Below are 17,818 nucleotides of genomic sequence, written 5' to 3' on the forward strand. Positions count from 1 at the left end.
TACAGGAGAAGCAGCGGTATGGAAAAATTCAAGGTCAATACAAACGACGGCAAAATTTCGTCCATCAACCGGACGATCCGTTTGAAGCCGGAATATTTTGAAAAAATTATGGAGTTGAGTGAAAAGACCGGCGTTTCCTTCAACAAAATCGTGAACCAGTGTATTGAGTATGCCTTAAATAATATGGAAGAAAAATAATGCAGATATCAAAAAAGACGTTGCCGGAGCAGCGTCTTTTTTGATGTTTCCATTTACTGAAGAATGCCGTACTGTACGATAACCGCCGCAAAAACGACCGCCACCATAGACATCAGCTTAATCAGGATATTGAGGGACGGACCGGACGTATCCTTGAAAGGATCGCCTACCGTATCGCCGACAACAGCGGCCTTGTGGGCTTCACTGCCTTTTCCGCCGTGCGCACCGCCCTCGATGTATTTCTTCGCATTATCCCATGCGCCGCCGGAGTTGGACATCATAACCGCAAGCACAAAGCCCGTAGCGGTCGCGCCGCCGAGCATACCGACTACGCCGTTCGCGCCGAGGATAAGGCCCACGATGATCGGGGCAACGAATCCGAGGATCGCCGGAGCGAGCATCAGGTGCAGCGCGCCCTTCGTGCAGATGTCCACGCACGATTCGTAATCAGGCTCTCCTTCGCCTGTCATGATTCCCTTAATCTCCCTGAACTGCCGCCGCACTTCGACAACGATCTTCATCGCCGCCTTCCCGACCGCGCTCATTGTCATGGACGAGAACAAGAACGGAAGCATCGCGCCGATCAGCAGGCCCATCAGGACCGTCGGGTCGAGCAGGGAGAGCGCCGACATATCGATCTGGCACTGGTCCGCAAACGCTGCGATCAACGCAAGCGCCGTAAGCGCCGCACTGCCGATGGCAAAGCCCTTGCCCGTTGCAGCCGTCGTATTTCCAAGCGAATCGAGCGCATCCGTACGTTCACGTACCACCGGATCCTGACCGCTCATTTCCGCGAGGCCGCCCGCATTATCTGCAACCGGGCCGTAAGCGTCCGTCGCAAGCGTGATGCCGAGCGTGGAAAGCATGCCTACCGCAGAGATCGCAACGCCGTAAAGACCGACTTCAAAGCTGCCGCTGCCAAGCGTTCCGCCCGAAGCAAAATAGCTGATGAGCACGCTCGCAACCACTACGATGACCGGAACCGCCGTGGATTTCATGCCAAGAGCAATCCCGCTGATAATTGTGGTCGCCGGGCCCGTTACCGTAGACTCCGCAAGGTCTTTGGTGGGCTTGAAGTGGTCGGACGTGACGTATTCCGTATAGTAGCCGATGATAATGCCGGCAACAAGACCGGAAAGGATGGCCACATACACGCCGACATGGTCCGGCCCGAGGATTCCCGTTACCAGGAAATAACCCGCTACGGCAACGATCGCCGCTGCAATATACACGCCCTTATGAAGCGCGGAAAGCAGGTTCTTCTGCGAAGCGTTCTCCTTTGTTTTCACAAAAAAGCTGCCGATCACGCTGGCAACGATGCCAAGCGCCGCGAGAACCATCGGAAGCGCCAGTCCGCCGCCGCCGAGGCCCGCCGCAACCGCGAGGGCGCCCGCCGAAATAATGGACCCGACGTAGGATTCGTAAAGGTCCGCGCCCATTCCCGCAACGTCGCCGACATTATCGCCGACATTATCCGCAATGGTTGCCGGGTTGCGCGGATCGTCTTCCGGGATGCCCGCCTCCACCTTGCCGACAAGGTCTGCGCCTACGTCAGCCGCTTTGGTGAAGATACCGCCGCCCACACGCGCGAACAGCGCCATGCACGAAGCGCCCATGCCGAACATCAGCATGTTGCTCGCGATCTGCGCCGTATCGCCCGCAAAATACGCGTTTAGTATAAAATACCAGATCGTGAGATACAGAAGGCCGAGGCCTACGACCGTCATCCCCATAACCGCGCCCGAAGAGAACGAAACGCGCAGCGCCGAATTGAGGCTCTTCGTCGCGCCCGTGACCGTACGGGAATTCGCCGCCGTGGCGATTTTCATACCGATGAAACCCGCGAGCGCGGAGAATACGCCGCCCACGATGAATGCGATCGGTACGAAGAAGGTCATGAAGCCTGTTGCGGCCAAGATCGCCAGGACGATGGTTACGATGACGAAAAAGATCGCAACCGTCTTATACTGGCGTTTCAGGTAGGCGTTCGCGCCCCGCCTGATGGCACCGGCAATTTTCTTGATCTTTTCGCTGCCTTCGCTTTTTTTCAGCACACCGGATGCAGCGACCGCTGCGAACACAAGTGCAATGACAGCGCCGATCAAGGCCCAAAACATAATGTCCATTGGTACTTCCTCCTTATGATTGCATATATTTGTAGAAACTCTTATACAGGCGCGCCCGCACCGCCCAAACCGGATATGGCAAAAGCGCGTCATCTATTTCAAATATGGAAATCGGCCTTCCGCGTCCTGCCGGAGCAAGGCCGCCTTTGCTTGCTTCTTCTTGTTGCTGAAAAGTTCTACCCGCTGCCCGCGCGGCTTTTCCGCCGGGTTTGCACGGAGTCCCGGGCTGTCTGTCTTGATGAAAACCCGTACCGGGAGCGGCACCGTAAAAGTAGTTCGAAAACCTGACCAGCTTCATTATAATACTTTTTTTGTTTATTTGAAAGTAAAATTGGCAATTTATTCCCGCTTTTTTTGAACAATTTCAATGAAATTCTCAATTTTTTCGAACATTGCTGAAAAATATGCACGATTTCCCATTTTGACGGGATTTGACAGGTGGATTTGGATAAATTATAATTGAATTGTACTAATACACTTAATACAGAGATAGGAGACGCTGCCGCGCTATGATGGTAAAGCTTGACCCGGCATCCAAAAAGCCGATCTATGAACAAATCGTCCAGGAGGTAAAGTCGCTTGTCATGACGGGAAAGCTGCTGCCGCATGAGCAGGTGCTTTCTGTGCGCAAGGCGGCAAAGGAGCTGGGCGTCAATCCCAATACGGTCCAAAAATCATACGCGATCCTCGAGCGGGAAGGCATCCTTTACTCTGTGACGGGAAAGGGCGATTTTGTGGCGGACAACGCCGCCCGCATCAAGGAGATGAAAAAGCAGGAAATCCGTGATATGTTCATACAGGTCACGCGGGAGGCGCGCGATTCCGGTTTGTGGATCGATGAAATATTCACCATCGTGGACGAGGCCTACTCGACAAACTGAGAACGGGTTTTCCGCTCTTGCGCCGTTCCGCACGATCAGACGTCCACAGCCGCCCGAAGGGCGGCCTTTTTTATCCCCGGCCCCGGAAACCCACGTTCCCGGCGGCCTTATTTTAATTTTCCCGGCGGTTTTGGAGTCTTGCGGAAAGCGTATAAAATAATTATCAAACGGAAAGGACAAACAGAAAATGCTCGATGCGGTTCGCCGTACAACATGCGGAAAAATATGCGGGACGGTGGAAAAGGACGTCCATGTATGGCGGGGCATTCCTTATGCGCAGCCGCCCATAGGTCCGCTGCGGTTTCGCCCCGCGCAGCCTGTCTCCGCATGGGACGGGGTTTATATGGCAACGGCATTCGGACCCGCCTGCCCCCAGCGCAAAAGACGCGTCGGGACGAGCGAGGACTGTCTCTACCTCAACATCTGGTCTCCCCGGCCGGACGGTAAGAAGCGCGCGGTGCTTTTCTTTATCCACGGCGGTTCGTTCGCGGGCGGGGCGGGCAGCGATCCCGAATACGACGGGACGTCCCTGGCCAAAAGCGGGGACGTAGTGGTCGTGACGGTCAATTACCGGCTGGGCGTGCTCGGTTTTCTCGATTTCTCTTTCCTAGGGGAAGATTTCTCGCCGAACTGCGGGCTTTCCGATATCGTTGCCGCGCTCGCATGGGTGCACGGGAATATCGAAGCATTCGGCGGAGACCCGGAAAATATCACGGTGTTCGGCCAGTCTGCCGGGGCGATCGCCGCCTCCGTACTGCCCGTAATGCCTTCTGCGCGGAACTATGTATCTAAAGTTATCATGATGAGCGGCGGACCGTCGCTTTTGTATACGAAGGAGCATTACCGGGAAACCGCACGGAAATTCCTTTCATTTATGAATATCTCCACGCCGGAGGAACTGCGCCTGATCCCCGCGGAGAAGCTGGCGGCAAAACAGAAAAAATTTGCTTCCTGCTGCGGCCTCGGCGACGGAACCTTTATGATCGAGGTAGACGGAGCGCTGGTTCCCGATTACCCGATTCCCGCGGCGGCGCAGGGCGCCGCGAGGGATATCCCTATCCTGATCGGCACGACCCGGGAGGAGCTTTCCTTTTCCTGCAAAAAGCTTCTTTCCAGGGTGCTCGATATCGGAAGCATCTTAAAATCAGACCGCAACAGAGAAAGCGCAGAGACCCGGCAGCGGATCAGGGAGGCCTACAGACGGTATGGACGCCGTGCGGAAGCCATGATGCTGACAGACCGTGTTTTCCGTATGGCAAGCGTATGGTATGCCGAGGTCTACAGCCAATATGCGCGCACATGGATGTACCGTTTCGATTATGAAACCCCGGCCATGCAGCTTACCGCCCTGCATGCCTGCCATTCTTCGGATATCCCGTACGTCTTCGGCAATCTCCATGCCCGGCAGTATAAATGGATGTTCCTTCTGCCCGCGCCGCGTTCACGCCGCAAAGTGCTCGCGGAGATTCAGGGGGATTTCATCCGCTTTGCCAAAACCGGGCTTCTCCCGTGGCCGCGGTGCGGCAGCGGTATGACCCCGGCAAAGTGCTATGACAAACGCTGCCGCATCCTGCCCATGGTGGAGCCGGAGATCAAGCGCGAATATGAAAAAAGCGAATTCAAGCGCCACAGCTTTAAAGGGCTTGACTATACGGGAGCCGGTCAGCGATAATAGAGGGAAACAAGCTGAAGATCGGAGGATGCCGTATGACAGATCTATCGGAAGTCCGGAAGCTCCTTGCGGAATATTCTACGTGCGAGATAAGCGAAATTACGCCGGAAAAGCGTTTAACAAGCGACCTGGAGCTTGATTCCTTTTCCCTGCTTGACGCCGTTGCCGCCTGTGAAGACCACTTCCGCCTTTCTATCCCGGACGAGGATTTAAGGCGCCTCGATACCGTCCAGGATGTGGTGGACTATATCAACGCGAAAGCAAAATAGCGAAAAGAGCCTCAAAAGCCGTATTGCGTCTCATGCGCAGGTACAATCTTTCCTGGGCAGGTTTCGCCGCCCAAGGCCATTCTGTCAGCGGCAGCAACATTTTAAAACTTATACAAATAAGTTTAGCCGTGATTTCAGGGCTGACAACCCTAACCAGAAACGGACGACGGACATCATCTGCATACATACGAAAGAGGTTTGATCCGCTTTCCCCTATTTTTTCTTTCTCGAGAGGTTCCAGATGGAAAGCGCGTAAAACGCAGCCGCCGTAATTACCATGACCGCAATACATGCCGCGGGCGTCGTCATTTCCCCGCCGAATTCAAATTTCACGCCAAGCGCCGTATCGAAGTCCCGCACCATGCTTTCGGGCGCGCCGGCAAAGGAAACCGCGGCAGGTTGCTCTGTCATCACTGTGCGGAAAAAAGACGCGGAGTAAGAGACCGGAAACGCCCGGATGATCCCCTGCACCGCCTCGGGCAGACTGCCGATGGGAATATAGACGCCGGTAAGAAAGCCGATCAGCGTGCCGATGACAGTGCTCGCCGTTCCGAACGCATTCTGGCTTTTGAAAAACGAGACGATAAAAAGCACGATGGAGCTCGACGACAGGACCGAAAGAAAAATCCCGCCGATCACCTTGAGCATATTCTCCATGGAAAGCACCTCCCCGCCGGACGCAACGATAAAAATCTCGCCGGCAACCAGCGCAAGCAGGCTCATGATGACGCCCACGGCAAACGCGCAGAAAATATAACCGCCCGCGAGGCTGCCCCGTCCGATGGGGGACACCGTAAAATCCTTGACGATCTTTTTCGCGCGGTCCTCCACCATGATGCCGAACGCGCCCAGCGTGGACGTCATGGAGATCACTGCGAGGATCCCCGCGATGATCCAGCTGTTCATCAGAAAGTCGATCCCTTCCACATCTTCCATGCCGCCTGTAATCGTGTCGCCGAGGAACACCGCATACAGCGCGATGATGATAAATACGGCGAGCAGGGAAAAAAACACCGAGCTTCTGTCCCTGAAGAATACTTTTAAGTTGCGTTTTGTCATTGCCCACATAATCAGTTCCTCACTTCCGCGCCTGTAATGTTCAGGAAAACGTCGTCCATCGTTCCCCGCCGTACCTCGAATCCGGCAATCTCTTCCCGGCATTTATCGATAATGCCGATTGCCTCCGCTGTGTGCCGCAGCCGGATGATAAAATCTCCGCCTGTTTTTTGGAAAGCGATCCCTTCCCGCTTCAGGAGGCCGGAAAGCTTCTCTTCCCGTTTGGGCGTGATCTTAAGCATATCCCGGGTATAATTTTCCTTGAGCTCCGCGGGCGTTCCCTTGGCAAGAATGCGTCCGCGGTCCATGATGGTGATGTAGTCCGCCTGCGCCGCCTCTTCCATGTAGTGCGTGGTAAGGAAGATTGTCATGCCGCGCTCCCTTTGCAGCAGGCGGATCGTATCCCATACCTTGCGGCGGGTCTGCGGATCAAGACCCGTTGTCGGTTCGTCAAGGAATAGTATTTGCGGCGTATTAACAAGAGCGCGGGCGATATCCGCACGCCGCCGCTGCCCGCCGGAAAGCTTTCCGTACGGGCGGTTCCAAAACCCCATCACATCCGCTGTAAACGCCGCGGATGTGACCGCGTCCCTGAGTGCGTCTTTTCCCATTCCATAGAGGCTTCCCCGCAGCAGCAGGTTTTCGCGCACGGTAAGCAGTGCGTCAAGAACGCTGTCCTGGAAAACGATGCCGATTTCCGCCCGGATGGCCCCGTCTTCCCGGCCTAGCTCGCGGTCGTCCACCAGGACCCGCCCCGCATCCGGCGCGAGCTGCGTAGATATTATGTCGATCGTCGTCGATTTTCCCGCCCCATTCGGCCCTAAAAACGCAAACAGCGCTCCTTTTTCCACATAAAAGTCGATTCCATTGACAGCCCGTACATTTCCATAGGATTTTTTCAGGCCTTCCACCGTGATAATTTTTGTCATGCTTCTCCCGTCCTTTCGGTTTTTACAGGGTTTACGTTATCAATAAAAAAAGACCGCTTCAAGCGGTTTTGCGCAAGGTGCATTTTTTCTATGCTAAAGTGCAGAAAAGCCGCCCGGCTACAGGGACAGGTGGAACAGGCAGGACACCGGGAAAACAAGGATAAGCGCGGGCAGCATATTAACAGCCTTGACGTCCTTGATTTTGGCGATGGCAAAGCCAAGCGCAAGTGTCATCAGCCCGCCGACGGCAATAAAATCGGCCAACATCGGTTCGCTTATAAGGGGCATGATAAACCGGCTGGCGTAAAAGCAGGCGGTAAGGATCAAAAACTGCGGGAGGACAATGATAAGGATCGCAGAGCCGAGCGCCGTGGCAAAGATAAGGGACGCGAAAATATCCATCGCGGCCTTGGAAAGAAGCACCGTGAAATCCCCGGTCATCCCCTCGGTGAAAGCGCCGAAGATATTGGTGCCGCTGGCGCAGAAGACCGTCGCCACAACCACGTAAAAATTCATGTACTCCTTCCGGTCCCCTTCGATCTTAAAATGCATGCGGGAGATCGCTTTCCCAAACAGGGCGCGGACCCGGCCGTCCAGCCGCAGTAATTCCCCCGCCAACGTTCCTAGGATAAGCGACAGGATCACGGCCGGAAGGGAAGACAGCTTTGTCAGGGAGATCACCCCGATGGCAATCGCGCAAATCCCGAAAACAGTATTAAGGGGCTGCGAAATGCGCTGGGGAACCTTGTCCTTTATTTTAGCCCCGGCGAGCCCGCCCGCGACGATACACAGGCAATCGATTATTACCCCTACCGGCATGAATGTTTCCTCCCTCGTATGGTTTCAAAGACGGTGTAATATAACATACCGGGCTTTGGAAGTCAAGCGGAAGTACAAATAAAAAGGCGGGCTTCCGCCCGCCGGACCGGCAGCTCCGGTCATTTCCGTTTCATTTTTTTGATCTGCTTATTGATATCCTCCGCGTCCGCTTTGTTTTTGATAACAAGCACACCAAAGGTCGCGAGGTATACGACGCCGATCATCCCGAGAACAATTGGCACGTAGGGCATTTCCATGGGAATAAAGCCCGTGGGCCCGCCGATCAGGAACACCACCGCGACAATATCGGCCAGGTCGACAATCATCTGCAGCGCCGGGCTGCTGATCGGCAGCCTGTCGGTAAAAGAAATCATCACCGCGATACACGTCGTCATCAGGAACAGGACCAGCACCGCTTCCGGCACCACGGCCGCAAACCCCACCGTAACCGAGAGTATCGTAAACAAAAGCATCAGTACGGTAAAGGAAACGCAATTCATGGTAACGTAAAACTTAAATTTCGACATCTTCCTTTTCCTCCTTACAGGCCAAGCTTTTGCTTGAGCGTTTCTACATAATGGCGTGTGACGATGACTTTTTCGCCATTCTCAAGCTCCGCCTCCATTTTTCCGTTCAGCAGCGCCCGCACATTTTTGAGCGTCATTACGTTCAGGATGCACGATTTGCTGATGCGCACAAAATTAGCCTTTGCGACCTGGCTTTCCAGCTCGTATAATTTCAGGCCGCATTCATAGACCTCTTGTTCCGTATAAACGAAGGTGCGGTTATCCACCGACTCAAAATAGAATACATCCCCGAGCCGTATCTGGAAGGTCTTTCCGTCCCGTTTGGCTATGACGGAAAAGGAATACAGCCTGATCTGCTCGATCAGTTTTTCAAGTCCGGGATCGATAAGCCCGCATTTGATGGTGACCTCCACCTCTTCATTGTCCGGCGACTGGTCGATCAGAAGTTTCAACCCATTCCCTCCTCGTTACGGCCTGTACGGCGCACCGTCCCGCATTCGCCTGCGGGGCATGCGTCCCTTTTGCTGCTCCTTGCGCGGCCTTCCGTCAATTGGTAAAAAATCCAAGCTGCCTGCCCGCCGGTTTTTTGCGCGTATGCGCGGGGCCTTCGGCAAGAAGTCCGGAAGGAATATCCGCAAGAAAAGGCGAGCGTTCTTCTTGCCTTGTGAGCATAACAAGCTCGTCCTGTGCGCGGGTCATGCCCACATAAAACAGCCTGCGTTCCTCTCCTTCGCTGCATTCCCCATCCTTCCTGCGGAAGGGAATCAGGCCGTCCGTTACGCCGCACAGGAATACGGCCGGGAATTCGAGGCCTTTGGCCGCGTGCAGTGTCATCAGCGTGACCGCGTCCGCGGTATATGCCTTCTGCCCGCTGCGCTTTAGGTCGCCTTCCGTTCCGAGCGTCAGGGCGGTTAGAAAGTCTGCCATGCGGTGATGGAACACCGCCATGTTCCTCAGGCGTTTCAGGCACGCGGGCGCTTCTTCCCCATATCCTTGCCCTGAAATCCATAGATCGAGAAGCTCCGCAGGAGCAGCCTTGCGCATCAGCGGCGCGCAGGTTTCAAAATGTCCGGCAAGCTTTGTTCCCCCCGCATCCTCCAAAACAGATACAAGCGAAGCTGCCGTTTGCTTCCTCCGTCCGTAAGCGTCCAATATTTTTTCCGCCACTGCCGGGGCGACGCTGTCCGCCCGCAGGCAGGTCCCGAGGGAAACGCTGTCCTTCGGGTCGCACAGGATGCGGAAAAACGCGAGCGCGCCGCGCACGCGGCGGTCAGTGAGCGTATTATCCTTTCCCAGCACCACATAGGGGATTCCCTCTTTTACGAGGCATTCCTCGATCAGCTCCGCCTGCCGGTGCGTGCGGTAAAGCACGGCAATATCGGACAGGCCATAAGCGGTGTCCGCGCTTTTTTTATGCTGCGCATGGGCGGCAAGCATGTCGACCCCGCCCACCATAGCGTTAATTTCCTTCGCAATAAACAGCGCCTCCGAGAAGGGAGAGTCCGCCGCTAAAAGCCGCGTTTTTACACCGCTTTCCCGCTGCGCTTCCAGCACAGGTTCACTGCGGCGGAGCACCGGGAGGGCGCAGCCGATGATTTCGGGCGTAGAACGGTAGTTCTTTTTCAGGCGTATTTCACGTACAGGCCGGTCCTCTTTGAGGCGCTCAAAGCAATGCGCGTCCGAACCGCGGAAGCCGTAAATAGATTGGTCCGGGTCGCCGATCACAAAAATTCCTTTGCTCTTTTTCCCCCATGCGCGGATCAATTCGAGCTGTACGGGATTGATATCCTGAAATTCGTCCACAAGCAAATGCTCAAAGCGCGGACAGAGCGTTTCGCACTTTGCGCCGCCAGCACGGAATTTCTCCAGCGTATCGGCCAGGATATCGTCGAAGTCGAGCACGCCGAGCGAGCGCAGCCGAGCGCAGTAAGCGTCGTACACCACCTGGGGAATATCGCCCGCCGCGCCGTTCTTGATTTTAGAAACCGCCTGTATTGCGTCGCGGGGTTTCATGACACAGTTACACGCGGTAAGCGTTTCGGAAAGAACCGCCTGCGCTTCCTGTCCGTCGATCACCGTTATATTTTTATCCCATTCTTTCAGCAGGCTGAGCCCAAGGGAGTGGAACGTGCCGATGTGCATTGCCCGCACCGCCTTTTTATCGCCGAATTGCGTCTCCAGCCTCTCCCGCATTTCGCTTGCGGCTTTATTCGTAAAGGTGACGGCCGTGATCGCTTCCGGCGCTACGCCGCACTGCTCGACAAGCCATGCGATGCGGTACACAAGCGTACGTGTTTTGCCCGTACCCGGCCCCGCCAGCACGGCGACCGTGCGTTCCGGGGCAGATGCGGCTGCCCATTGTTCTTCATTGAGGCCGTAAGGGTTTCCGCCCGTTTCCACGGGTGCCGCCTCTTTTGGGCTTTCGTCCGCCTTAGGCGGTGCCGCCTGCGCGGACGCATGTTTTTCCGGTTTCTTTTTGGGTTCGTTCGCAAGCAGGGAAAGCTGGCCGGACAGCGCCTGCACCTCGCTTTTATCCATCACGAGAATCTTTCCGTATTCGCCGTCGTAGCCCGGATGGATTTCCACCTCGCCGCAGCGCAGGCGGCGGATTCCCTCCGCGATGCACACGCCTGCCGCCCGTTCGATTTCCGCGAGCGGCGTTTTGCGCAGGATGGTAAGCTCCGGACCGAGCGTCCCGATAAGCTCCAGATATTGCGCGCGCACCTTCTTGCTCGCAGGCGTAAGCCCCATCGACGAAGCTACCACCTCGGGCAGCGGCACGATGCTTTCAAAATGCTTTGCATTTTCCGGCCGAAATCCTTCCGCGCGGTCCGCAAGCTCCACCACACGGTGGTAGACGCCCACGGTGATGCGCCGCCCGCAGACCGGGCATTTGCCGCCCGCGGCGGCCGTCTCCTCCGGCGTCATGCACACCTTGCAGTTCCGGTGTCCGTCGTTATGGTATTTCCCTTCCTCCGGGAAAAACTCGAGCGTCCCGTAAAATTCATCCGTATCATGGTTTTCGAGCGCCGCCGCAATGGCGGGATAGCTCATTTCCGTATTGAAGAGATTGGCTTCCCGCGCAAGGTTCGCGGGAGAATGCGCATCCGAATTGGATACCATCGTGAATCCGTCGAGCGCAGACAGCCGCCAGTTCATAGGCGGATCGGACGACAGGCCCGTTTCGAGCGCATGGATATGCGGCGTCAGGTCTCTAAAGCATTCTTCGACGGCGTCAAAGCCCGAATAGGCTCCGAACAGCGAAAAATGTGGCGTCCAAATATGCGCCGGGATAAAGACTGCCTCCGGACAGATATCAAGCGTGATCTCAAGCAGGTCCCGGCTCGGAAGGCCGAGGATGGGCCGTCCGTCCGAATGCAGGTTGAACGAGAGCTCGAGCTTCCCCGCCAGCGCCTCTGCCGCCTCGAGCGAGGGCAGCAGGATCACATTGTGGATTTTGCGTACCTTGCCGTCCTGTTTATAGATAGAGCTGATCTCCCCCGAAAGGATAAACCGCGGCGATGCGGGATTGCCTCCCACCTCATCCGCAAGGCGGTATTCCTCTTTTAAGCGGTACAGGCCTTCTTCGGCAGGAGCCAGCTTTTGCTTCAGTTCCTCCCGCCATGCGGGATGCGTAAAGTCACCCGTTCCCAGAAGGTCGATTCCCTTACGGCGCGCCCACAGGTCGAGATGCTCAGGCACGCATTCCCTGCTGGTCGCACGGGAATATTTGGAGTGGATATGCAGGTCTGCTATAAACATTTAATATTCCGTTCCTTTTCTCGGTTCAAAATGATCGCATTTGTTCCTCTCGCCCGTCAGCATATCGGGATCGATATCCCCGTACACCTGGCAGGACCGTATTTCCGGCATGCCGGGCGCAAAGGTCAGCACGCCGTAGTGCACGCAGTTATAGCACAGCACGTTTTCCTCGTTGACATAATTCTGCTTTAATTGGATTCCCAACTGAATTCTCTCCTTTATGATTACATGTTCGTTATTTTTCATACCCGTGGTCTTTGGAAAGGTATACAGCTTTTTATAGAAGCCGCCGGCAAGATAAACCGGCACGAGCGGGTTATGCCCCGGAAAGGCCGCTTTCCGCTCCAAAGGAAGGGCAGCTCTCCGGCGCATGCTCCGCATCGTGCCTGAGGCAGTAGCCCTTCGCGCAGTCCGCACAAAAATAAGAAGACATAGGCGGTTCCCCGTTTCCATAGAATAACTTTATTATACCACGAAAAAAGCGGCGGTGAACGCTCCCGCCGCTTAAAATATCCGTAATTACAGCAATTCGCCGTACTTTCGGATAAACATTTTCTTGAGCGCCGTCACGAGCGCCATATATGCGATTACCGTAACGAACAGCAGCAGGAAAAAGCTGCCTGGCATCGCCATCATCCCAAGCTCGCGCCCCACGATCGTGTAGGGAATGACCGTGCCCACGGCAATCCCGATGGATGTGAGCAGCGAAAGCTGCCACGAGGCGCGGCTCCTTATAAACGGTGTATGCGGCGTGCGGATCATGTGGATGACGAGCGTCTGCGTCCACAGCGATTCCACAAACCAACCCGCATGGAACAGCGCGACAAAGCCCTCCTGCGCCGTTTCGCCAAGCGTGTGGTACGCCCCGCCAAACACCATCGGGCACAGCAGGAAATACATTGCGAGGTACGTCGTGATGTCGAACACCGAGCTCGTCGGCCCAATCCATACCATGAATTTGCTGATGGAGGAAGCGTCCCACGCGCGGGGCACGCGAAGGTAATCCTCGTCCACATTGTCCCACGGAACGGCAAGGCACGAAACGTCGTAAATCAGATTCAGCAGGAGAATCTGCACGGGCATCATGGGAAGGAAGGGCAGAAAAGCGCTCGCCGCCAGCACGGAAAACATGTTCCCAAAGTTGGAGCTCGCCGTCATCTTAATATACTTAATGATGTTGGCATACGTTTTGCGTCCTTCGATCACGCCCTGCCCGAGCACCGTCAGATCCTTTTCGAGCAGGATAATGTCTGCGGATTCCTTGGCAACGTCTACCGCCGTATCCACCGAAATGCCCACGTCCGCCTCCTTCATGGCGACCGCGTCGTTGATGCCGTCGCCAAGGAAGCCTACCGCGTGCCCCGAGGCGCGCAGAGCACGCACGATCCGCGCCTTTTGCTGTGGGGAAAGCTTGGCGAACACATGCGTCCGTTCCGCCGCCGCTTCAAGCGCCGCGTCGTCCATTTCTTCCACGTCCGCGCCGAGCAGGACGTGCTTTGCCGGGATGCCCACTTGGCGGCAGATATAGCGTGTGACCGCATCGTTATCTCCTGTCAGCACCTTCACGTCCACGCCGTAATCTCGCAGCATCTCGAGCGCCCGCGCTGTGCTTTCCTTGGGCGGGTCGAGGAAAGCAAGGTAGCCAATCAGCACCATATCCGTTTCATCATCCACAGAGAACGCGCCGCCCGTATCCTCGCTCAGTCTATGCGCGATTCCCAAGACCCGCATGCCATCCGCGTTATATCCGGCGACGGTCTCAAGTATCTCCCGCCGCACCTCTTCGGTAAGCGGGATCACTTCCCCTTTGTATTCCGCATATGCGCTCACCGCGAGCATCTCTTCGATAGCGCCCTTGGTGATGATCTGTGTTTTTCCCTTTTTATCAGCGACAACCACGCTCATGCGGCGGCGGTTGAAATCAAAAGGAACCTCGTCCACCTTGCGGTAATCCTCCGCGAGTTCCGCCATCCCCACATCCTGCGCATGGTTCATGACGGCGACGTCCATCAGGTTCCGCAGGCCTGTCTGGTGATAGCTGTTGAGAAACGCGTGGCGCAGCACGCGCGCATCTTTTTTGCCATGGATATCGAGGGAATATTCGAGCACCACCTTGTCCTGCGTGAGCGTTCCCGTTTTATCCGTGCACAGCACATCCATCGCGCCGAAATTCTGGATCGCACCCAGCTGCTTGACGATGACCTTTTCCTTCGACATTGCCACCGCGCCCCGCGCGAGGTTTGCCGAAACGATCATGGGCAGCATCTCGGGCGTGAGGCCCACGGCCACGGAAATGGCGAAGAGAAACGCCTGCATCCAGTCGCCTTTGGTAAAACCGTTCAGAAACAACACGATGGGCACCATCACCAGCATAAAACGGATGAGCACCCACGAAACGGAGTTCACGCCCTTTTCAAAGCTGGTCTTGGGTTTGCGCGCCGTCACCTGCCGCGCGAGGGAACCAAGCACCGTATCGTCGCCTACGGCGATCACGATGGCCGCCGCCGACCCGCTGACCACGTTGCTGCCCATAAAGGCGAGGTTGTCCCGCCCGAGCACGTCCGGCCCGCCCGAGCGCACCGTGCGTCCAAATTTTTCCACCGGCTCGCTTTCGCCCGTGAGGGAGGATTGGCTCACAAACAGGTCTTTCGCCTGCAGCACCCGCAGGTCGGCGGGAATCATATCGCCCGCCGCGAGGCGCACGATATCCCCAACGACAATTTCGTCAAGCGGAATTTCCTGTTCCATGCCCCCGCGCACCACGGCGGCAGTTGTCTCTACCAGTTCTGAAAGCCTTTCCGCCGCCCGGCCCGAGCGTGTTTCCTGCACAAACTGGAGTGTTCCCGATACCGCAACCATCGCAAGCACGATAATAACGGCAAGCGCATCCTGTTCGCCCGGCTCGGCAAGCACTACGTCCGTCACAAACGAGATGACGGCGAGCACCAGCAGCACGATCGTAAACGGATTTAAAAACGCCTTGACAAGCCGTTTTAAAAGGGAATCGCCTCCGCCGTAGGTGATGCGGTTTTCCCCGAAGCGTCCGCGCATATCCCGTACCGCTTCCTGCGCATATCCCCCGTACGTATTGGAATACCGTTTCAAAACGCTGTCCTGGCTTTTGCCTGAAGCGAGGAGCAGCCTTTCTTTTACTTCCTGCGCCCTGCACGTTTGCAGGGCAACGTTTACTTTTTTGTTCATTGGTCCTTACCTCCTGTTTGAAGTTCCGGACCCGGAGAAACGAGACGCAGTGCGCCGCCCTCCTGGGCCCTGGTCTGGTTTTTGGTCCGCCATGTCCACGTTTCTCACTTCCTTTCGCAATCAAATCATAGAAACAAAAAATCCCGCCGAAGCATGAACGCAACAGCGGGACTGTTCCCACAGAAACACACGAAAAAACGCGCTACCGTTCAAGCTTCAGCATCGCAGGGCAATGAAATTGCATTAGTCTATGCCTTGGTTTCGACATAAACTGCTGACCCTCTCATAGTGTCTCCACTATTTTGCGGCAGCAATCCGTATCCCTGCGGTAACCTCGCCTACCGAAATCGAACTATTCATTTCCGGTTTCCAGTATACCCGCGCGCCGCGCCGTTGTCAACTTTAGTCCCGATAATACCGGAGGATTACGCTTGCAGGCACAGCACGTTTGCGGTAAGATATCCATATATCAATTAACCACAACTTGCGGAGGCGGAACATGAAATTTGCGAATAAAATGAAAGTGTTCGATTTGAATATTTTTTCCAAACTGGAGGAAAAGCGCGCGGAACTCCTCCGGCGGGGCATGGAGGTCATCAACCTTTCGGTGGGTACGCCCGATTTCAGGCCGGATGACCACGTAATCGCGGCGCTGAAAGAAGCGGCGGGCATAGCGGGTAACTTCAAATATTCCCTTGCCGATATCCCCGAACTGATCCAGGCGGTGATCGCGTGGTACGGCCGCCGCTACGGCGTTTCCCTTGAGCCGCGGCAGGTGATGTCCGTCTATGGTACGCAGGAGGGCATGGCGCATGTAGCGCTCCCGATCTGCAATCCCGGCGACCTTGTGATCGCGCCCGACCCGTGCTATCCGGTGTTTATGTTTGGCCCGCGGATGGCGGAGGCGGAAATTTATTATACGCCGCTAAAAAAGGAAAATAATTTTCTGATTGATTTTGACAGCATCCCCGAAGATGTTGCCCGGCGGGCAAAGATGATCGTCGTTTCTTATCCCAATAACCCGGTGACGGCGGTCGCGGATTACGCCTTTTATGAAAAGCTCGTCTCATGGGCAAAAAAGTATGGCGTGATCGTGATACACGACAACGCATATTCCGAGCTTGTGATGGACAGCGAACCGGGGATGTCGTTCCTTGCCGTTCCGGGAGCGATGGATGTGGGAATCGAGTTTAATTCCCTCTCCAAATCCTACAACCTGACCGGGCTGCGGATCTCTTTTGCTATGGGCAATACGGAAATCATCCGCAACTTCCGCTGCCTGCGTTCACAGATCGATTATGGCATTTCTTTCCCGGTGCAAAAGGCGGCTATTGCGGCATTAAACGGGCCCCAGGATATTCTTGAACGCAACCGCAAGGGATACCGCGAGCGCAGGGACGCGCTGTGCGGCGGCCTGCGGAGCATCGGCTGGGACGTTCCCGATTCCCCGGGTACCATGTTCGTATGGGCGCCGCTGCCAAAGGGCTATGAAAAGTCGTGGGAGTTCGCGCTTGAGCTAATGGATAAAACGGGAGTGATCTGCACGCCCGGCGAAAGCTTTGGCCCTGCTGGCGAAGGGTTCGTGCGGCTTGCACTGGTGGCAGATGTGCCCACCATCGAGCGTGCGGTGTGCCTGATCCGTGAAAGCGGAATGATCCGATGAGTTATGGATGGCTCGGCGGTTATTTGCTCCAGAAAGCGGGCGTGACCACAGACTACCAACCCGAATGGCAAGCCACCCGTTATTTCGTAGGCGGAAAAATGTTTGCCATGCAAGGCGGCGACAGGAACAAAAGACCTATTTTTACGATGAAACTCGAGCCTTCGCTGGGGGATTTCCTGCGAAGGCAGTATCCCGGCGCGGTCGTTCCCGGCTATTATATGAATAAGGTGCATTGGAATTCGCTGTACCTTGAAAGCCGCGTCCCCGAAGAAACTGTGCGCGAAATGGCAGATAAAGCGTATGAAGCCGGCCTTTGCGCATTATCGAAAAAAAAACGGAGCGAGATCGAAAACGGGAAGGAATAGAATATGCTGATCGATTTTGAACAACTGGACGAAACGGAGATCAAAAACTTCTATGGCGGCACGCAATCCACTTATGCGCGGATGTTTGCGGACGAAAGCAACCGTATCATGCGCGGACGGCTTGCGCCCGGCGCGTCGATCGGTCCGCACACCCATGAAACGGGCAGTGAAATTATTTTCATCCTTTCGGGAACAGGAAAGGCGTTTTGCGGCGGAGCCACGGAAGCCCTGACGCCCGGTATGTGCCACTATTGCCCGAAGGGACATACGCACAGCCTTACGGCGGACGGCGCCGAGGCGTTGGTCTTTTTTGCAGTCGTCCCGCAGCAATAACAAGCAAAAGAGGCGCT

General features: G+C 55.7%; 17 protein-coding genes and 1 riboswitch. Of the genes, 7 read left to right on the forward strand and 10 right to left on the reverse strand.

Going from position 1 to position 17,818, the window contains the following annotated elements; translation table 11 throughout:
• Positions 1 to 18 precede the first annotated feature (18 nt).
• On the forward strand, positions 19 to 198 hold the full coding sequence (locus B1H56_RS09365) for a ribbon-helix-helix domain-containing protein (RefSeq protein ID WP_066523236.1): 180 nt from the start codon (positions 19 to 21) through the stop codon (positions 196 to 198).
• Positions 199 to 251: 53 nt separating this feature from the next.
• Here B1H56_RS09365 and B1H56_RS09370 read toward each other — a convergent pair whose 3' ends face one another.
• Positions 252 to 2,324 carry a sodium-translocating pyrophosphatase gene (locus B1H56_RS09370; RefSeq protein WP_066523235.1) on the reverse strand — a complete coding sequence of 691 codons (2,073 nt, stop codon included), beginning with the start codon at positions 2,322 to 2,324 and terminating at the stop codon, positions 252 to 254.
• 509 nt (positions 2,325 to 2,833) lie between these two features.
• Here B1H56_RS09370 and B1H56_RS09375 point away from each other — a divergent pair.
• The 3 genes from B1H56_RS09375 (at position 2,834) to B1H56_RS09385 (ending at position 5,146) form a co-directional block, all read left to right on the forward strand.
• On the forward strand, positions 2,834 to 3,205 hold the full coding sequence (locus B1H56_RS09375; protein ID WP_082771008.1) for a GntR family transcriptional regulator: 372 nt from the start codon (positions 2,834 to 2,836) through the stop codon (positions 3,203 to 3,205).
• A 187-nt stretch (positions 3,206 to 3,392) separates the two neighbouring features.
• The gene (locus B1H56_RS09380) at positions 3,393 to 4,877 is read left to right on the forward strand and encodes a carboxylesterase/lipase family protein (RefSeq protein WP_066523234.1); all 1,485 of its coding nucleotides are present in this window, start codon (positions 3,393 to 3,395) and stop codon (positions 4,875 to 4,877) included.
• A 35-nt stretch (positions 4,878 to 4,912) separates the two neighbouring features.
• Positions 4,913 to 5,146 (forward strand): acyl carrier protein, encoded by a 234-nt coding sequence (locus B1H56_RS09385; protein WP_066523233.1) that lies wholly within the window; start codon positions 4,913 to 4,915, stop codon positions 5,144 to 5,146.
• Here the strand turns inward: B1H56_RS09385 and B1H56_RS14575 are convergent.
• The 9 genes from B1H56_RS14575 to mgtA all read right to left on the reverse strand — a co-directional run bounded on the left by B1H56_RS14575 (position 5,127) and on the right by mgtA (position 15,440).
• A complete protein-coding gene (locus B1H56_RS14575) occupies positions 5,127 to 5,333 on the reverse strand; it encodes a hypothetical protein (RefSeq protein ID WP_162938986.1) in 207 nt (68 codons plus the stop codon). The genes B1H56_RS09385 and B1H56_RS14575 overlap by 20 nt on opposite strands.
• Before the next feature lie 26 nt (positions 5,334 to 5,359).
• Positions 5,360 to 6,214 (reverse strand): ABC transporter permease, encoded by an 855-nt coding sequence (locus tag B1H56_RS09390; RefSeq protein WP_066523232.1) that lies wholly within the window; start codon positions 6,212 to 6,214, stop codon positions 5,360 to 5,362.
• A 2-nt stretch (positions 6,215 to 6,216) separates the two neighbouring features.
• Complete coding sequence (locus B1H56_RS09395; protein ID WP_066523231.1) at positions 6,217 to 7,131, reverse strand: ABC transporter ATP-binding protein; 915 nt, start codon at positions 7,129 to 7,131, stop codon at positions 6,217 to 6,219.
• A gap of 117 nt (positions 7,132 to 7,248) precedes the next feature.
• Positions 7,249 to 7,950 (reverse strand): DUF554 domain-containing protein, encoded by a 702-nt coding sequence (locus B1H56_RS09400; protein ID WP_066523230.1) that lies wholly within the window; start codon positions 7,948 to 7,950, stop codon positions 7,249 to 7,251.
• A gap of 119 nt (positions 7,951 to 8,069) precedes the next feature.
• Complete coding sequence (locus B1H56_RS09405; RefSeq protein ID WP_066523229.1) at positions 8,070 to 8,477, reverse strand: DUF3021 family protein; 408 nt, start codon at positions 8,475 to 8,477, stop codon at positions 8,070 to 8,072.
• Positions 8,478 to 8,491: 14 nt separating this feature from the next.
• Positions 8,492 to 8,929, reverse strand: a complete 438-nt coding sequence (locus B1H56_RS09410) for a LytTR family DNA-binding domain-containing protein (RefSeq protein ID WP_066523228.1) — start codon at positions 8,927 to 8,929, stop codon at positions 8,492 to 8,494.
• Between the two features lie 94 nt (positions 8,930 to 9,023).
• Positions 9,024 to 12,239 carry a UvrD-helicase domain-containing protein gene (locus B1H56_RS09415; RefSeq protein ID WP_121418995.1) on the reverse strand — a complete coding sequence of 1,072 codons (3,216 nt, stop codon included), beginning with the start codon at positions 12,237 to 12,239 and terminating at the stop codon, positions 9,024 to 9,026.
• Positions 12,240 to 12,485: a hypothetical protein gene (locus tag B1H56_RS09420; protein ID WP_162938987.1), complete on the reverse strand. Its 246-nt coding sequence runs from the start codon at positions 12,483 to 12,485 to the stop codon at positions 12,240 to 12,242.
• A 273-nt stretch (positions 12,486 to 12,758) separates the two neighbouring features.
• Complete coding sequence (gene mgtA / locus B1H56_RS09425) at positions 12,759 to 15,440, reverse strand: magnesium-translocating P-type ATPase (protein ID WP_066523225.1); 2,682 nt, start codon at positions 15,438 to 15,440, stop codon at positions 12,759 to 12,761.
• A 193-nt stretch (positions 15,441 to 15,633) separates the two neighbouring features.
• A riboswitch (M-box (ykoK) riboswitch) is annotated at positions 15,634 to 15,793 on the reverse strand.
• A 146-nt stretch (positions 15,794 to 15,939) separates the two neighbouring features.
• Between mgtA and B1H56_RS09430 the strand changes: the two genes are divergently transcribed.
• Genes B1H56_RS09430 through B1H56_RS09440 form a run of 3 tightly spaced genes read left to right on the forward strand, consistent with a single transcriptional unit; the run spans position 15,940 to position 17,801 of the window.
• On the forward strand, positions 15,940 to 17,103 hold the full coding sequence (locus tag B1H56_RS09430; RefSeq protein ID WP_066523224.1) for an aminotransferase class I/II-fold pyridoxal phosphate-dependent enzyme: 1,164 nt from the start codon (positions 15,940 to 15,942) through the stop codon (positions 17,101 to 17,103).
• Positions 17,100 to 17,468: an MmcQ/YjbR family DNA-binding protein gene (locus B1H56_RS09435; protein WP_066523223.1), complete on the forward strand. Its 369-nt coding sequence runs from the start codon at positions 17,100 to 17,102 to the stop codon at positions 17,466 to 17,468. The genes B1H56_RS09430 and B1H56_RS09435 overlap by 4 nt, the downstream gene beginning before the upstream one ends.
• Before the next feature lie 3 nt (positions 17,469 to 17,471).
• Positions 17,472 to 17,801, forward strand: a complete 330-nt coding sequence (locus tag B1H56_RS09440) for a cupin domain-containing protein (protein ID WP_066523222.1) — start codon at positions 17,472 to 17,474, stop codon at positions 17,799 to 17,801.
• Positions 17,802 to 17,818: the final 17 nt, after the last annotated feature.

The organism is Christensenella minuta (assembly GCF_003628755.1).
GTDB classification, from domain to species: Bacteria; Bacillota; Clostridia; order Christensenellales; family Christensenellaceae; genus Christensenella; species Christensenella minuta.

Bases quoted from the DNA above. Each gene is read 5' to 3' on its own strand.
- B1H56_RS09365 (WP_066523236.1), top strand. From the start codon at position 19: ATGGAAAAATTCAAGGTCAATACAAACGACGGCAAAATTTCGTCCATC.
- B1H56_RS09370 (WP_066523235.1), bottom strand. From the start codon at position 2,324: ATGGACATTATGTTTTGGGCCTTGATCGGCGCTGTCATTGCACTTGTG.
- B1H56_RS09375 (WP_082771008.1), top strand. From the start codon at position 2,834: ATGATGGTAAAGCTTGACCCGGCATCCAAAAAGCCGATCTATGAACAA.
- B1H56_RS09380 (WP_066523234.1), top strand. From the start codon at position 3,393: ATGCTCGATGCGGTTCGCCGTACAACATGCGGAAAAATATGCGGGACG.
- B1H56_RS09385 (WP_066523233.1), top strand. From the start codon at position 4,913: ATGACAGATCTATCGGAAGTCCGGAAGCTCCTTGCGGAATATTCTACG.
- B1H56_RS14575 (WP_162938986.1), bottom strand. From the start codon at position 5,333: ATGTATGCAGATGATGTCCGTCGTCCGTTTCTGGTTAGGGTTGTCAGC.
- B1H56_RS09390 (WP_066523232.1), bottom strand. From the start codon at position 6,214: ATGTGGGCAATGACAAAACGCAACTTAAAAGTATTCTTCAGGGACAGA.
- B1H56_RS09395 (WP_066523231.1), bottom strand. From the start codon at position 7,131: ATGACAAAAATTATCACGGTGGAAGGCCTGAAAAAATCCTATGGAAAT.
- B1H56_RS09400 (WP_066523230.1), bottom strand. From the start codon at position 7,950: ATGCCGGTAGGGGTAATAATCGATTGCCTGTGTATCGTCGCGGGCGGG.
- B1H56_RS09405 (WP_066523229.1), bottom strand. From the start codon at position 8,477: ATGTCGAAATTTAAGTTTTACGTTACCATGAATTGCGTTTCCTTTACC.
- B1H56_RS09415 (WP_121418995.1), bottom strand. From the start codon at position 12,239: ATGTTTATAGCAGACCTGCATATCCACTCCAAATATTCCCGTGCGACC.
- B1H56_RS09420 (WP_162938987.1), bottom strand. From the start codon at position 12,485: ATGAAAAATAACGAACATGTAATCATAAAGGAGAGAATTCAGTTGGGA.
- mgtA (WP_066523225.1), bottom strand. From the start codon at position 15,440: ATGAACAAAAAAGTAAACGTTGCCCTGCAAACGTGCAGGGCGCAGGAA.
- B1H56_RS09430 (WP_066523224.1), top strand. From the start codon at position 15,940: ATGAAATTTGCGAATAAAATGAAAGTGTTCGATTTGAATATTTTTTCC.
- B1H56_RS09435 (WP_066523223.1), top strand. From the start codon at position 17,100: ATGAGTTATGGATGGCTCGGCGGTTATTTGCTCCAGAAAGCGGGCGTG.
- B1H56_RS09440 (WP_066523222.1), top strand. From the start codon at position 17,472: ATGCTGATCGATTTTGAACAACTGGACGAAACGGAGATCAAAAACTTC.